A 14,671-nucleotide genomic window follows, 5' to 3' on the forward strand; every position below is an offset into this window, starting at 1 on the left:
TGGCGAAGTTTACATGACTTTGCGCTTGGCGATGACATAAGGGCGGTGAACGGTGCCGCGAATGATGCGCTTCGATGTAATATGTGCATCTTTGTCGGCGATGATCCGGCTCACGTGGCTTCCTTCATGAATCGTACTGCGCTGCATAATGATCGAGTTGCGGACGCTGGCATGCGGCTTGACGTGGACCCCGCCAAAGAGAATGCTGTTTTCCACCGTTCCTTCGATGATACAACCGTTTGCAATCAGGGAGCCGCTCGTCCTTGCCCGTGTGCCGAAGCGCGCCGGCGGCTCATCCTTCTCCTTCGTATAGACGGTTTGAAGCGCGTGAAAGAGTTCTTTGTACGTCGCCGGTTCCAGCAGGGCCATACTATGCTTATAATAGCTCTCTATCGAATTAATGACAGATAAATAGTCCGTGTAGCGGTACGTCCCAACTGTGAGCCGGTCGAGATGAGCGATGATGCCCTCGAAAAAGCTTTGCCTATTCCGGGAAAGGCAATCGTCAACGAGCTCCAATAGATGGGATTTTTTTAAAATCAGCATCCCCATGTATACATTACGATTGGCCGGGTCGATGACGGCGCCGCTGACGAGCCCGTCGTCCGTCAGAACAAGCTTCCTTTCGTTCTCGTGCTCGCTGCCTTGCTTGGCGAGCGGCTGATAGACAACAGTCACATCGTGACCGGAGTGAAGATGTTCGTAAAACACGTTCTCATAATCTATCGTGCAAATATGCTGAGTGCCCGTCAGCAGAACATATTCCGCTCCGTCCCGCTCAAGAATGTGACGGTTGCGGTGAAAATGCTGCAAATCACCATTCGGCTGTTCAGCGCGCTCATGCCAATCCGGTGGCAGGATGGATAAGCCTCCCTTTTTGCGCTCCAAATTCCACGCTTTCCCCGTAGCTACATGATCGACGAGTGAGCGGTATTTTTGCTGGGCGAAGATGAGGATGTTCTTAATCCGGGCGTTGGCCATATTGGACAGGACAAAATCAATGACGCGATAGCGCCCGCCAAACGGGAGGGCGGCTCCGCAACGGAAAGCGGTTAATTCGTTGAGAAAGTCCTGCTCTTTATCCAAGTGAATTATTCCGATCAATCTGTTCATCTGCTCGCCCCAATCATAAAATTTTTTGCTGTAGCATCATCGAAAACTGCTTTTGTTTCGTTAGATCTTCATCCGTGCTGATGACGAGAATATCGCCGTTCGGCGATTGCAATGTTGTATGATCAGGAATGGTGACGCCTTCTGTGACGATCACCCGATTGAGCGTGACATGCTTGCCGAGTGTTACGCGGGGCATGAGAATGGATTCCGTAACGCTGCTTCCTTCCTGAATCTCAACTTGATGAAACAGAATCGAGCGCTTTATTCGGCCTTTTATGATGCAGCCTTCATTAATGAAGCTGTCTGTCACCTTCGCCGAGGGAGCAAGATAATGGGGCGGCTGATTCGGATTCACGGAGTAAATCGGCCAGTCCGGCTGATGAAGGGAAAACGGTGGATCATTGTCGAGCAAATCCATATTCGCCTGCCAATAGCTTTCAATTGTCCCGACATCCTTCCAATAGCCTGTAAAAGGGTAGGCAAACAATCGGCGCTGATCGGCGAGCAGCGCCGGAATGACATCCTTGCCGAAATCATGGCTGGATGTGGGACTTGCCGCATCGCGGGTTAAATACGTCCGCAACAGCGACCAGTTAAACAGATATACGCCCATCGAGGCCAGGTTGCTGCTGGAATGGAGCGGCTTCTCCTCAAATTGTGAAATCTCTCCCGTTTCCGACGTCTTCATAATGCCGAAGCGGCTCGTTTCCTCCCAGGGGACTTCAATGACAGAGATTGTTACCTCGGCTTGTCGTTCTTGATGAAAGGCGAGCATCTTTCGGTAATCCATTTTATAAATATGATCACCGGAAAGGATCAGAACATAGTGAGGGTTGAATTGCTCAAGGAAGTGCAAGTTCTGATAAATGGCATCAGCCGTACCCCGGTACCACGAACCGCCATGTTTTTCAGTGAAGGGCGGCAGGCAGGTCAGGCCCCCTTGAGAGCGGTCGAGCTCCCATGGCGCGCCGATTCCTAAGTGGGCATTCAGGGTTAACGGCGCATACTGGGTTAAAACACCGACTGTATCCATACCGGAATTCGCGCAATTGCTTAAAGGAAAGTCAATAATACGATAGTTACCACCGAAATATACTGCAGGTTTTGCTTGCTGAGCAGTCAGCTTTCCTAGACGCTTTCCTTCTCCACCAGCCAGCAGTATTGCGACACACTCTTTTTCCATTGTCATCGTCCTCTCCTCGCTTCCAGTCGTGACGGTCTCGTGTTTTTTATGGCGCTAGTAGTCTATGTGACTGAAAGCGTTTACCATTCCTGGAATTGTCTGTTGGAGGAAAATGATCCCGTTTTCAAGAAAAGAACGTAAGAAATTATTCCTTGTTTTTTCGTAATATATTAAAAAAACTCTAGTTTTATAGGTTCTTTTAGACTAAAATAAAACTAAACTAAAAGACTAGGGTGGTGCTCGTGACTGAAACGTTGACTCCATTTTATGAGAAAGAAGTCCGTTGTTTGAATTGCGAAAAGTCGTTTCACACGAGAAAGGTGCGTTCACGGTTTCTCAGAGTTCAAAAAGTATATCCTGATTTTTATATAGAATATAAAAATCCGTCTTTGAATCCTTATTTTTATGAGATAGATGTTTGTCCTGCTTGCGGCTTTGCAGCGGCAGATACGTTTTCGCCCGGGTTTCCACCAGGGACTAAAGCGGTGATCGAGCAGCAGTTCCAGCAATGGAATAAGCAGGATTTTAATAAGGAACGGACAAGCGATGAGGCAATTCGTGCTTTAAAATTAGGGGTACTGTCAGCTGTATTAAAAAAAGAAAAGCATGTCGTCATCGCCGGTTTGTGTCTTCGCCTCGCTTGGATTTATCGGCTTGAGGATCGGGAAGAAGAGGAAATCAGATTTCTTCATCAGGCTCTGAACCACTATCAGCTTTCCTATGAACAGGCAGATTTCGTCAGCACGCAAATGTCGGAAATGAGGATATTGTATCTGATTGGCGAACTGGCGAGGAGAGTGGGTAATATCGATGAAGCAATACGTTATTTTTCTCGGGTCATTCAACATAAGAACAAAGCATTTGAACAGAAGCTGGTCGAAATGGCAAGAGAACAGTGGTATATCATTCGGAGTCAAGAAGAAACGGTTGCTAGCCAATAAAGGAAAAGCTTGGAGGAATGAGATTGAACGTCAAACATGTAAATGCGATTTGTCGAGCTACAAAGGAAATATTAACGAATCATTTTGGATTGGCCGTTACGCCAATGGCCCCTTCGGCAGGGACGGGGACAGTGCCTTCCAATGAAATTGCTGTTGTGTTAGGGGTGAAGGGGGAATTGACCGGTCAGATTGTCTGTTCCTTCTCATCCGGCACGGCGAAAAAGATTGTCAGTGTGATGATGGGCGGAATGGAGATTGAGAAGCTCGATGAAATGGGCTTAAGTGCTGTTCAGGAGTTTGGAAACTGGGTCGCCGGTACGACTGCGACTGAGCTTTCCAAGGAATCGTGTGTCATTGATGTCACCCCGCCGATCATTAATGAAGGGGAGTCGAGATTCCATTCAGCGAATCCGTTTGTGACGGTTCCGCTTGAAAGCAATATCGGCTTAATTGACGTCCATATTTCCGTTAAGGAAGAATAGACAGGCGGCTTTTCCGATTATGGAAGTATTCCTCCATTTTGTTGGAATGAAGAGGATGAGGCAAAACGAATTAGCAGGGCTGGGAAAAGGTAAAAAATAACCTTTTGCCCAGCCCTTTTGCGTAGAACGGCTTTCTTCGTTAAACTGCTTATATGGAAATTGCCTCCTCCTGGAACGGTGGCGACAGGAACGCCAAAACGGGGAGGCAATTTTTGCTGTTTTTACGAAATTGCTTTGCGATAACACGGGAAAAAATAGAAACAGAAATTTCATTATAAGCCAAGGAAAAATAGTGTTCATTTTCGCTAAAAAAGGTTACACTTCAAGGTGGTAGGAAAGGAGTTGGCAACATGTCGAAAAAGATTGATATGTCTAAATTTGAAAAGAAAATGATTATCCGTAACATCGAAGCGAAAGACTTCGATGCAATTATAAATATGCAAAAGCTCTGCTTCCCGAATATGGAGCCGTGGAAAAGAGAGCATCTTGAAAGCCATATCGAAATCTTCCCCGAAGGTCAGTTTTGCGTGGAGTATGACGGGAAGGTGATCGGTTCCTGCTCAAGCTTAATTATTAACTTCGACGAGTATGACGATCAGCATACATGGGATGAGATCACCGACAATGGCTATATTACAAACCATGATTATGAAGGCTATAACCTTTATGGCATCGAGGTGATGGTTCATCCCGAATACCGCCGGATGAAGGTCGGACGCCGACTGTACGAGGCGCGGAAGGAATTGGCCCGAAATCTCAATTTGAAAAGCATCATCATCGGCGGCAGAATTCCGAACTATTACAAATATGCCAAGGAAATGACGCCGCGGAAGTATGTTGAAGAAGTGACAATGCACAATATTTACGATCCGGTTTTGACGTTTCAGGTCATGAACGGCTTTTCGCTGAAGCGGATCAACCATAATTATTTGGAGGATGATCGCGCTTCCCTGCGTTATGCGACGTTGATGGAATGGAATAACATTGATTATCGGCCAACGTCACCGAAGCGGCAATTTAAAACGGCTTTTCCGGTTCGGATTACGACGGTGCAATATGCGATGAAGAAAATTTCCTCATTCGAAGAGTTCGCCGTCCAGTGTGAATATTACACGGACGTGGCGGCAAGCTTCAATTCGGATTTTGCTGTTTTCCCGGAGATTTTCACGCTGCAGCTGTTGTCTTTCCTGCCGGAAAAAAGTCCGAGTTTGGCGATTCGCCGTCTGACTGAATTTACCGAGGACTACATCGAGCTGTTTACCAATTTGGCGGTAAAGTACAATGTAAATATTATCGGCGGCTCGCACTTTGTTGAAGAAGAAGGAAAGATTTACAACATCGCCTATCTGTTCCGCCGCAATGGGACGATTGAGAAGCAATATAAGCTGCATATTACGCCAAATGAGCGCAAATTCTGGGGGATCAGCGGCGGGGACAACGTCAATGTGTTCGATACGGATTGCGGCAAAATCGCGATTCAGATCTGCTATGACATTGAGTTTCCGGAGCTGGCACGAATCGCTGTCAATAAAGGCGCCAATATTATTTTCACCCCATTTTGTACAGATGATCGCCAAGGCTATTTACGCGTGCGCTACTGCTCGCAGGCCCGGGCGATTGAAAACCAAGTTTATACCGTGCTGTCTGGTACGGTTGGCAATTTGACCGATGTTGAAAACATGGATATTCAATATGCGCAATCCGGTATTTTCAGCCCGTCTGATTTCACCTTTGCCCGCGACGGAATTGTCGGCGAATGCAACCCGAATATTGAAACCGTCGTTGTCGGCGATGTCGATCTTGAAATTCTCCGCCGCCACCGCCGAGCAGGCAGCGTGAACCAGCTGCGCGACCGTCGTCACGATATTTATGAAATCAACTATAAGCAGAGATAGTTTTTCGAGGTGATTCGAGGAAGGGCGGCGGCTTCACTCGTTACGCGGCTGGCTGAAAAAAAAGCCCGTTTTCAGCCAGCCTTAAAAGATTGTAACGGCTCCGCACGCCGCTTCTTAAGAAAAGCCGCTGCGCGTTTTTCTTATGTTTATCTCTCCTTCTCGTTGGCAAAGCTTGAATAGACAACGAGAAGGAGGCTACATAGGGTGAAACTTGAACAACATTCATATCCCTCTTACATGGCGAATGTCCTGCTGCTTACGTTCTTTCTTGGAGCAATCGGCACAATCGTCTATGCGGGTTCAGCCGAGCTGCGGGCAGACTGGGGCGTTACGCTTGCCGTCAACGAAACATTTCAAACCGGGGAGGCGATTGATTTCCAGCTGTTTGTCGAGGATGGGCAAAAGCAGCTTATCGAGGGAGCAAGTGTGGAGGCTGTCTTTGACCGGCCTGAAACGGTTCATCAAATTGAAAAAACATTCCATCATCTTGGGGATGGCCTGTATGAGACAGAGGTCGTCTTTTCTGTTCCTGGGACATGGGTCGTGATGGTGGAGGTCAAAAAAGGACGCGATTTTTACCGCAATCAATATTTGCTTGAAGTGGAGGGGCCGATTATCGGTGAACAAAACCGTGATCCGGGCGATCATTTTTCGCTGGAGCAGCCTTTGCCGGAAGAATTGAAGCAGCTGCTCGAACTGCCTGTATTTAAGTAGTAAGTGAGTCGGCTTCTTAGGCATAAAAAGAAACCTAAGAAAGCTGACTCTTTCTTGTAGAAGAAAGAAAATTTTCGTAAGATGGAGAAAGTAGAAAGAATCGGAGAGGGCAAGGAGGAACCGGAGTGGGACATACATTTTCAAGTGAAAAAAGATGGAACTACATCGCACAGTTAAAACGGGAAGAGCTTGATGTCCTTATTATTGGCGGAGGAATCACTGGTGCCGGGATTGCGCTTGACGCCCAGGTTCGTGGCTTGAAAACAGGGCTCGTTGAAATGCAGGACTTTGCCGCAGGGACGTCGAGCCGTTCGACGAAGCTCATTCACGGCGGGTTACGGTATTTGAAGCAGTTTGAAATGAAGCTGGTCGCCGAGGTCGGTCGGGAACGGGCGATTGTCTTTGAAAATGCTCCACATGTAACAACGCCGATTAAAATGCTGCTGCCGATCTACAAAGATGGAACCTTCGGCAAGCTGTCGACTTCCGTCGGCCTGAAGCTGTATGACCGGTTAGCGGATGTCGGGAAGCACGAGCGCCGTGATATGCTGACAAGACGGCAAACGCTGAAGCATGAACCGCTTTTGCGGGCTGAAAAGTTAAAGGGTGGCGGGATGTACGTCGAATACCGGACGGATGACGCCAGATTAACGATCGAAGTGCTGAAGGAGGCCGTCAGACGGGGAGCCTGTGCCTTGAATTATCTGAAAGTTGAATCATTGCTGTATGAAGGGGAAAAAGCGGTTGGCGCCCTCGTCGTTGATCAGCTTACCGGGGAAGCGCATAAGGTACTGGCGAAGAAAATTGTCAACGCCTCCGGTCCGTGGGTCGATACGATCAGAGAGCAGGATCGTTCGAAAAAAGGAAAAAACATTAAGCTTTCAAAAGGGGTTCATCTTGTGATCGACGGGAAGCGTTTTCCTTTGCAGCAGGCGATTTATTTTGATACGGAAAAAGACGGACGGATGATGTTCGCGATCCCCCGTGATGGCAAAACCTATATCGGAACGACGGATACCTTTTATGAGGGTGATTTGGCAACACCGCGGATGACGAAGGAAGATCTTAATTATATTTTACGTGCCGCCAATTATATGTTTCCTTCTCTTAAGCTGTCACCGGAAGATGTTGAATCGAGCTGGAGCGGCTTGCGTCCGCTCATTTATGAGGAAGGAAAAACCGCTTCCGAGCTGTCGCGTAAGGATGAGGTGTTAATGTCAGATTCCGGTCTGATTTCCATCGCCGGTGGGAAATTAACAGGCTACCGGAAAATGGCGGAGCGCGTTGTCGATGTCGTCTGTAAGGAACTGGGGGTAAAGAATGGCTGTGAAACAGAGGATATTACTCTCTCAGGCGGGCATGTCGGCGGGGCGAAAGGCTTTGAGAGCTTTTTGAAAAAGAAAATCTCCGATGGAGTCGCTTTAGGGTTGTCAGAGGACGAAGCGCGTCAGCTGGCGATGCGGTACGGATCAAATGTTGAAAATATTTTTTCGCGAATGAGCGCCTTCCGTAAGCAGGCGCAGGCCTTTCATTTGCCAGCTTCCCTGTATGCTGAATTGCGTTATGGGATCGAAGAGGAAATGGTGGAGACTCCGCTTGATTTCTTTCAGCGCCGAACGGGCGCGCTTTTCTTCAATATCAAATGGGTGGAGACATGGATGGAGCCGGTTACCCGCTATATGCGCGACACATTTGAATGGTCGGAGGAAGAAACAGCGAAGCGAATTCAAGAGCTGGCGACCGAGCTGTATTTCGCGAAAAATCCAATTAATTAGACAGAGGCTGGACCAAAGGTTGTTTTTTAACCTTTGGTCCAGCCTCTCTTTTCAATTAGAAAGAGGAGGCATCAATTTTTTGGAGAAAGAATACATAATGAGAAAGAGGTGAGATGGCAGGAGGGGAAGCCTTTGGAGTGGAAGGAACAATACGAAAAATGGAGCTCTTTTTCCGGACTTGAGCCAGAGATGAGCGAGGCGCTGGCTCAGCTGGCGGGCAAGGAAGAAGAATTGGAGGATTGCTTTTACAAGCATTTGGAATTCGGCACCGGAGGAATGCGCGGTGAACTGGGGCCTGGGCCTAACCGGCTGAACCGTTACACGGTGAGGCGGGCGGCTGAAGGTCTTGCCCGCTTTTTAACAGCGAAAGGAGCAGTGGCGCAAGAACGGGGTGTCGTGATTGCCTATGATTCCCGTCATCAATCAAAAGAATTCGCCATGGAGGCCGCCTTAACGTTAGGGAGGCACCGGATCCGGACTTATTTGTTTAAGGAACTGCGGCCGACGCCGGAGCTTTCGTTTGCCGTACGCTACCTGAAAGCTGAGGCTGGTATTATGATTACAGCAAGCCACAATCCGCCTCAATACAATGGCTTTAAAATGTACGGCCCTGATGGCGGTCAGCTGCCGCCTGGTCCGGCCGATGAGCTTGTTCGTTGCGTCCACGAGGTCGAAAATGAGCTGGCGATTGAGGTGACAGACGAGCTTGAAATGAAGGAAAAGCAGCTGTTGCGGATGATTGGCGCAGATGTTGACGCCGCTTATCTCGAGCAAGTAAAAAGCCTGATTGTTCAACCCGGGCTGGTGAAGGAGTGGAGTGGGCAGCTCAAGATGATTTTTACCCCATTGCATGGAGCCGCCAATCTCCTTGTTCAAAGAGCGTTCGCGGAATCCGGCTTTTCAGGGCTGACCGTCGTCGCCGAACAACAGCTCCCTGATCCTGAATTTTCGACCGTTGTCTCGCCAAACCCGGAGGAAGAGCAGGCATTTGCCATGGCGATCGAATATGGCAAAAAAGAGCAGGCCGAGCTGCTGCTGGCGACCGATCCTGACGGGGATCGCATGGGCGTTGCCGTCAGGGACGGGAGCGGGGATTATAGTTGCCTGTCAGGCAACCAAATTGGAGCCTTGCTGCTTGATTATCTTCTTTCCGAAAAAAAGCGGCAGCAGCGACTGCCGGCAAACGGAGCTGTCATTAAAACGATTGTCACCTCTGAGTTCGGCCGGGCGATTGCCGACTCCTATGACATCACGACACTCGATACGTTAACGGGCTTTAAATTTATCGCCGAAAAAATAAAAGAATTCGAGCAAACAGGAGAGCATACCTTTTTATTCGGCTATGAGGAAAGCTATGGCTTTTTAATCGGTGATTTTGTCCGTGACAAAGATGCTGTCCAGTCGTGTCTTTTAACAGCGGAACTCGCCGCTTTTTATAAAGCGAGACAGATGAGCCTTTACGAAGGTCTGCACGCTTTGTATGAAAAGCATGGCTACTTTGAAGAGAGCCTAACCTCGGTCACATTGAAGGGCAAATCAGGACTTGAAAAAATGGCAGGAATCCTTGATGCTTTCCGCCAATCTCCCCCGGATTTTATTGCTGAAAAGCGTGTGACGACGATTGAAGACTACGAGGCGCTGTCCGCGTTAAATCCGTTGACAGGAGAGACGGCGAATCTTGACTATCCGCGGTCAAACGTGCTGAAATACAAGCTTGAGGATGGCTCCTGGTTCTGTGTACGCCCATCAGGTACCGAGCCGAAGATCAAGTTTTACTTCGGCGTCAAAGGCACGTCAGCAGCCGACAGCAGGCGGAGGCTCAAGACGCTTCGGGACGAGGTGCTGGAGCGGGTGGAGGGATTTCGTTAACCGCTTGCCGGCAAACGGTCAAGGCTGCTTGCGCTTACGGTCTTCCCTCGTTAGCGACGTCTTTTTTTCTCCTTCCCGCATATGATGTATAAAGCATTGTCTGGGAGGGAGATCTATGGCAGCTGTGGAATGGAAAGAGCTGGAGCGGGCGATTGCGGAAATAACGGAAATCGCCGAAGGCTTCGGGCTTGATTTTTATGAGATGCGCTATGAAATTTGTCCGGCTGAAATTATTTATACGTTCGGTGCTTACGGGATGCCAACTCGTTATTCCCATTGGAGCTTCGGGAAACAATTTCATAAAATGAAACTTCAATACGATCTTGGGTTAAGCAAAATTTATGAGCTCGTGATCAATTCAGATCCGTGCTATGCCTTTTTACTCGACAGCAATACACTCGTTCAAAATAAGCTGATCGTTGCTCATGTGCTCGCTCATTGTGATTTCTTCAAAAACAATGTGCGCTTTTCCAATACGCGCCGAGATATGGTTGAAAGCATGAGTGCGACGGCTGAACGGATTGCCCATTATGAGCATGTTTATGGCAAGGAGGAAGTAGAGCAGTTCCTCGATGCGGTGCTGGCGATTCAAGAGCATATCGATCCGAGCCTCGTCCGGCCAAAATTAAACTGGAGCCTGACCGATGACGAAGAGCAGCCGAAGTCGGAAGCAAAACGGTCCGAGTATGACGATTTATGGGGACTTGATGAGAAAAAGAAACCAGAGGAACCGAAGCGGAAGAAAAAAAGCTTCCCTCCGAATCCTGAGAAGGATATTTTGCTCTTTATCGAGGAATACAGCCGCGAGCTGGAGCCTTGGCAGCGTGACGTGCTGACGATGATGCGTGAGGAAATGCTCTATTTTTGGCCGCAGCTGGAAACGAAAATCATGAATGAAGGCTGGGCTTCCTACTGGCATTCGCGGATCCTGCGGGAAATGGAGCTGAGCAGCGAGGAAACGATTGAATTCGCCAAGCTGAACGCGGGTGTCGTCCAGCCGTCAAAGACGTCGATTAATCCGTATTATTTAGGGCTGAAGATTTTTGAAGACATTGAAGAGCGCTATAATAATCCGACAAAGGAAATGCAGGAGCGTCAAGGCGTCAAATCCGGCGGCGGCAGGGAAAAAATGTTTGAAGTGCGGGAGATTGAATCAGATATTTCCTTCATCCGCAATTATCTCACGAAAGATCTCGTAATGCGCGAGGATATGTATTTGTTCCAGAAGCAGGGGGCCGATTATAAAATCGTCGATAAGGAATGGGAGCATATTCGCGATCAGCTTGCCTCGTCACGGGTCAATGGCGGCTTTCCTTATTTAGTCGTTACCGATGGAGACTATTTGAAAAACGGCGAGCTGTATATTACCCATAATTATGAAGGGACGGAGCTCGATGTTGGCTATTTAGAAAAGGTGCTTCCCTATATGTACCAGCTCTGGGGCCGCCCGGTCCATCTTGAATCCGTCGTCAACGATAAGGCAATCATTTTTATTTATGACGGGAAGAAGGTTCATCGCAAATATGTCTAATCCCCTTCTTAACGGCTTCGGTGAAAAAAGCAAAACCGCTAAAAACATAACGAGGAATGCAGAGCTGTCGTTCACAGCTCTTTTTTCTTTGGCTTTCCTTCTTTCAGCAGAGGAGCACGTATCTGGATTCCAGCGGATTGTCCTTTCTTACTAGTGAAAAAATAGGAGAAACGATCTGGGAGCTGCTGCTTGTTTACTCCAGGGCGGTAATTCATGTACACTTTTAAAAAAAAGACAGCGAGGATGGCTATGAATAAAGCGCGTATATTAATTGTCGAAGATGAAGCAAATATTGCGAGGGTGCTGGAGCTGGAACTGGATCATGAAGGCTATGAGACAGCGGTTGCCCGTGATGGCGAGGAGGCGCTGGCCCGGCTGGAGGAAAGCAGCTGGTCACTCGTTCTCCTCGATGTAATGCTGCCGGTTATGAGCGGGATGGAGGTCATGCGGAGAATGAGAGCAGGGGGCGACCAGACGCCTGTCATTCTTTTAACGGCGAGAAATACCGTCGTTGATAAAGTAATGGGGCTTGATCAGGGCGCCAATGATTATGTAACAAAACCATTTGATATTGAAGAGCTGCTCGCGCGAATTCGCGCAAGCTTACGAGTGCAGACAGCGGCTGAGCCACAATCGGCGAAGGAAGTTTTAGCGATGGCAGATTTGACGGTTGAGCTTTCAACACGTGACATAAAACGGGGTGACACGTTGATTGAGTGTACACCGAGGGAATTTGATCTGCTCGTCTTTTTATTGCGCCACGCCGAGCAGGTTCTCAGCCGTGAACAAATTCTCGAGCATGTTTGGGGCTTTGACTATTTCGGCGATACGAATGTCGTCGATGTGTACATCCGCTATTTACGGCAAAAAATCGATAAACCGTTTGACGAGCCGCTCATTCAGACGGTGCGCGGAGTCGGCTATGTGATGAAGGTAGCGAAAAAATGAGAATTTCCCGCCGGATAACATGGTTTTCAACGGTTTGGCTTTTTGTCCTTTTAGTGATTGTCAATAGTGGCGTTTACTTTTTGTTCGCTCACCGGACGGCAGAAACAGAGCTTGACCGGATTATGTCACAGGCTGAAACGATTGCCGAGGCGCTCCGGGGCGATCAAGGAAACGCGGCCAATCTGCTCGCTGCTTATGTGCCGAGAGACGGGATGGTCCGGATTATCAGAGAGAACGGCAGTGAGGCGGTTACGGTAACGAAATACCCCGAGCTGCGGGCGATTCCTCATTCGTATACGACAGGTCAGGAAAAGGAGCAGCTGCACGCTCAGGAGAGACGGATGGCTGTCGCCCGCTTTCCGCTTATTTGGAATGACGGCTCTGTCGTCGCGCTTGAAGTTATTGAGCCGATGGAATCGTATGAATCGACATTGGCGACGCTACGGCTCGTCCTCGTCATCGCTTCCCTCTTTATCCTTCTGCCGGCTTTCCTTGCAGGACGGGCGTTAAGTCGCCTCCTCCTCTATCCGATTCAAGCCTTGAAGGAAACGATGGAGGATATTAGACGAAGTGGCAGCTTTCAGCGGATTGAGGTACCGGCTGAACCGAAGGATGAGCTTGATCAAATGGGGGCGACCTTTAACGGGATGATTGAGCTGCTCGAGAAAAACTATGAAAAGCAGCAGCAATTTGTGTCCGACGCCTCCCATGAACTGAGAACGCCTTTAACGGTGATCGAAAGCTATGCACGTCTTTTGCAGCGTTGGGGAAAGAAAGATCCGGAACGACTTGAAGAAGCAATTCACGCGATTGCCGAAGAAGCAGAGCGGATGAAGGGACTGACGGAGCAGATGCTCGCACTGGCCACCGGAGAGCCTGATCGGACATTGGAGCTTCGCCGGGTTCAGATCGATGTGCTTGCCGAACAGACTGCGAAAAAGCTAGAGCAGGCCTATGAGCGAAAGCTCCATGTCGAAGCGGCGGAGGCGTGCATCGTCTTTGGTGATGAGCCACGGCTGAAGCAGCTGCTCTTCATTCTCTGTGAAAATGCCTTGAAATATAGTGAAGATGATGTCATCATTTCCTTGAAGAATCACGAGGACAGTGTGGAGATGAACGTTACCGACAAAGGGATCGGCATTCCGAAAAAAGATCTTCCTCATGTATTCGAGCGTTTTTTTCGCGTTGATAAAGCGCGAAGCCGGCAAACGGGAGGAAGCGGTCTCGGGCTGTCGATTGCCAAGGCGATCGTTGACGCGCATCAAGGAAAGATCGTCGTGACGAGCAAAGAGGGAGCAGGAACGACCTTTACGGTCACTTTGCCGCGAAGAGGGGAAATTGAGGTGAAAAGCGATGGGTAGAGCGACATGGAAAAAATGGGCAGTGGTCATCGGAGGAGTTCTGGTCGTTACTGTGCTGGCGTTTACTTTCCTGAAGCCATCTCAGTCGGCTCTCGCCGAGGAAGAAGTCAGGGCATCGATCGGCGAGCAGTTTGCCGGAACGATTCAAGCTTTCGTCCATACGAAGCAGAATGGCGTAGAGGTTTACCAGGTCACCATTTTAACCGAGGCCGGGCTCTACGGGGTTCTGGTCGATCCTTATTCAGGAGAGATTCTCTCCTTGGAGCAATTGGCCGACCGTAAGCAGATTGAGCCGGGAGAGAATGAAGGAAATGCACCCGGGAACAGCCGACTTTCTGTTGAGCAGGTGAAGGAACTGATCGCTGGTATGGTGGAGGAAGACGTGACGATTGTTGAAATCGAACATAGGCAGAGGAATGAGCGCCCCTTTTATGCTGTTGTGATCGAGCAGCGTGAAGGAAGTGGAAAAATCGAAATCGACGCGATATCGGGCGAGGTGTTGAACTACCAGGTTGAAGAGGAGCCAGAAAAAGGGCACCCGGGCGATGAACAGCCTGCCCAGACGATTACGAAGCAGGAGGCTGAACGAATTGCGCTGGAGCAAGTGTCCGGACATGTCGAGGATGTTGACCTTGAGGACGAGGATGGCCGTCTCCTCTATGAGGTGGAGATCGAAATCGAAGGTCAGGACGGCGATGAAGCGACCGTATTAATTGACGCCGTAACGGGCGAAGTGATCACGATTATTTGGGAGGACTAGCAGGGGCTGGACAAAAAAAGATTGGCCCAGCCCTATTTTTTTGAGCGTAACTCGAGGAGGCTAGTGGCTTCGTACTGCGCGCAGCTAGAAGGAAAGAAA

General features: G+C 49.0%; 12 protein-coding genes. 10 read left to right on the top strand and 2 right to left on the bottom strand.

Annotation, left to right across the window (positions count from 1 at the left end; all coding sequences use genetic code 11):
• Positions 1-9: 9 nt before the first annotated feature.
• Positions 10-1,113: a glucose-1-phosphate adenylyltransferase subunit GlgD gene (glgD, locus tag ABMB67_RS09345; protein WP_354571901.1), complete on the bottom strand. Its 1,104-nt coding sequence runs from the start codon at positions 1,111-1,113 to the stop codon at positions 10-12.
• A 13-nt stretch (positions 1,114-1,126) separates the two neighbouring features.
• Entirely contained in the window at positions 1,127-2,296 is a 1,170-nt protein-coding gene (locus ABMB67_RS09350) for a glucose-1-phosphate adenylyltransferase (protein ID WP_354571937.1), read from the bottom strand.
• Positions 2,297-2,538: 242 nt separating this feature from the next.
• Between ABMB67_RS09350 and ABMB67_RS09355 the strand changes: the two genes are divergently transcribed.
• The 10 genes from ABMB67_RS09355 (at position 2,539) to ABMB67_RS09400 (ending at position 14,572) form a co-directional block, all read left to right on the top strand.
• Positions 2,539-3,237, top strand: coding sequence for a DUF2225 domain-containing protein (locus tag ABMB67_RS09355; RefSeq protein ID WP_354571902.1), 699 nt, complete (start codon positions 2,539-2,541; stop codon positions 3,235-3,237).
• A 23-nt stretch (positions 3,238-3,260) separates the two neighbouring features.
• Positions 3,261-3,719, top strand: coding sequence for a chemotaxis protein CheX (locus ABMB67_RS09360; RefSeq protein WP_251221464.1), 459 nt, complete (start codon positions 3,261-3,263; stop codon positions 3,717-3,719).
• 350 nt (positions 3,720-4,069) lie between these two features.
• Complete coding sequence (locus ABMB67_RS09365; RefSeq protein ID WP_251221465.1) at positions 4,070-5,614, top strand: bifunctional GNAT family N-acetyltransferase/carbon-nitrogen hydrolase family protein; 1,545 nt, start codon at positions 4,070-4,072, stop codon at positions 5,612-5,614.
• 204 nt (positions 5,615-5,818) lie between these two features.
• Positions 5,819-6,328: a FixH family protein gene (locus ABMB67_RS09370; RefSeq protein WP_354571903.1), complete on the top strand. Its 510-nt coding sequence runs from the start codon at positions 5,819-5,821 to the stop codon at positions 6,326-6,328.
• 125 nt (positions 6,329-6,453) lie between these two features.
• Positions 6,454-8,103, top strand: a complete 1,650-nt coding sequence (locus ABMB67_RS09375) for a glycerol-3-phosphate dehydrogenase/oxidase (RefSeq protein WP_354571904.1) — start codon at positions 6,454-6,456, stop codon at positions 8,101-8,103.
• Positions 8,104-8,235: 132 nt separating this feature from the next.
• Positions 8,236-9,972, top strand: a complete 1,737-nt coding sequence (locus ABMB67_RS09380; RefSeq protein WP_354571905.1) for a phospho-sugar mutase — start codon at positions 8,236-8,238, stop codon at positions 9,970-9,972.
• Between the two features lie 115 nt (positions 9,973-10,087).
• Positions 10,088-11,503, top strand: coding sequence for a SpoVR family protein (locus ABMB67_RS09385; RefSeq protein WP_354571906.1), 1,416 nt, complete (start codon positions 10,088-10,090; stop codon positions 11,501-11,503).
• A gap of 249 nt (positions 11,504-11,752) precedes the next feature.
• Complete coding sequence (locus tag ABMB67_RS09390; protein ID WP_354571907.1) at positions 11,753-12,451, top strand: response regulator transcription factor; 699 nt, start codon at positions 11,753-11,755, stop codon at positions 12,449-12,451.
• A complete protein-coding gene (locus tag ABMB67_RS09395; RefSeq protein WP_251221470.1) occupies positions 12,448-13,812 on the top strand; it encodes a HAMP domain-containing sensor histidine kinase in 1,365 nt (454 codons plus the stop codon). The genes ABMB67_RS09390 and ABMB67_RS09395 overlap by 4 nt, the downstream gene beginning before the upstream one ends.
• The gene (locus ABMB67_RS09400) at positions 13,805-14,572 is read left to right on the top strand and encodes a PepSY domain-containing protein (protein ID WP_354571908.1); all 768 of its coding nucleotides are present in this window, start codon (positions 13,805-13,807) and stop codon (positions 14,570-14,572) included. Before ABMB67_RS09395 ends, ABMB67_RS09400 begins: the two co-directional genes overlap by 8 nt.
• Positions 14,573-14,671 lie beyond the last annotated feature (99 nt).

The sequence above is a fragment of the Halalkalibacter oceani genome (genome assembly GCF_040544555.1).
Classification (GTDB): Bacteria; Bacillota; Bacilli; order Bacillales; family Bacillaceae_D; genus Halalkalibacter; species Halalkalibacter oceani.

Coding starts and splice junctions, on each gene's coding strand:
- glgD (WP_354571901.1), bottom strand. CDS start 1,113: ATGAACAGATTGATCGGAATAATTCACTTGGATAAAGAGCAGGACTTT.
- ABMB67_RS09350 (WP_354571937.1), bottom strand. CDS start 2,296: ATGGAAAAAGAGTGTGTCGCAATACTGCTGGCTGGTGGAGAAGGAAAG.
- ABMB67_RS09365 (WP_251221465.1), top strand. CDS start 4,070: ATGTCGAAAAAGATTGATATGTCTAAATTTGAAAAGAAAATGATTATC.
- ABMB67_RS09385 (WP_354571906.1), top strand. CDS start 10,088: ATGGCAGCTGTGGAATGGAAAGAGCTGGAGCGGGCGATTGCGGAAATA.
- ABMB67_RS09390 (WP_354571907.1), top strand. CDS start 11,753: ATGAATAAAGCGCGTATATTAATTGTCGAAGATGAAGCAAATATTGCG.
- ABMB67_RS09395 (WP_251221470.1), top strand. CDS start 12,448: ATGAGAATTTCCCGCCGGATAACATGGTTTTCAACGGTTTGGCTTTTT.
- ABMB67_RS09400 (WP_354571908.1), top strand. CDS start 13,805: ATGGGTAGAGCGACATGGAAAAAATGGGCAGTGGTCATCGGAGGAGTT.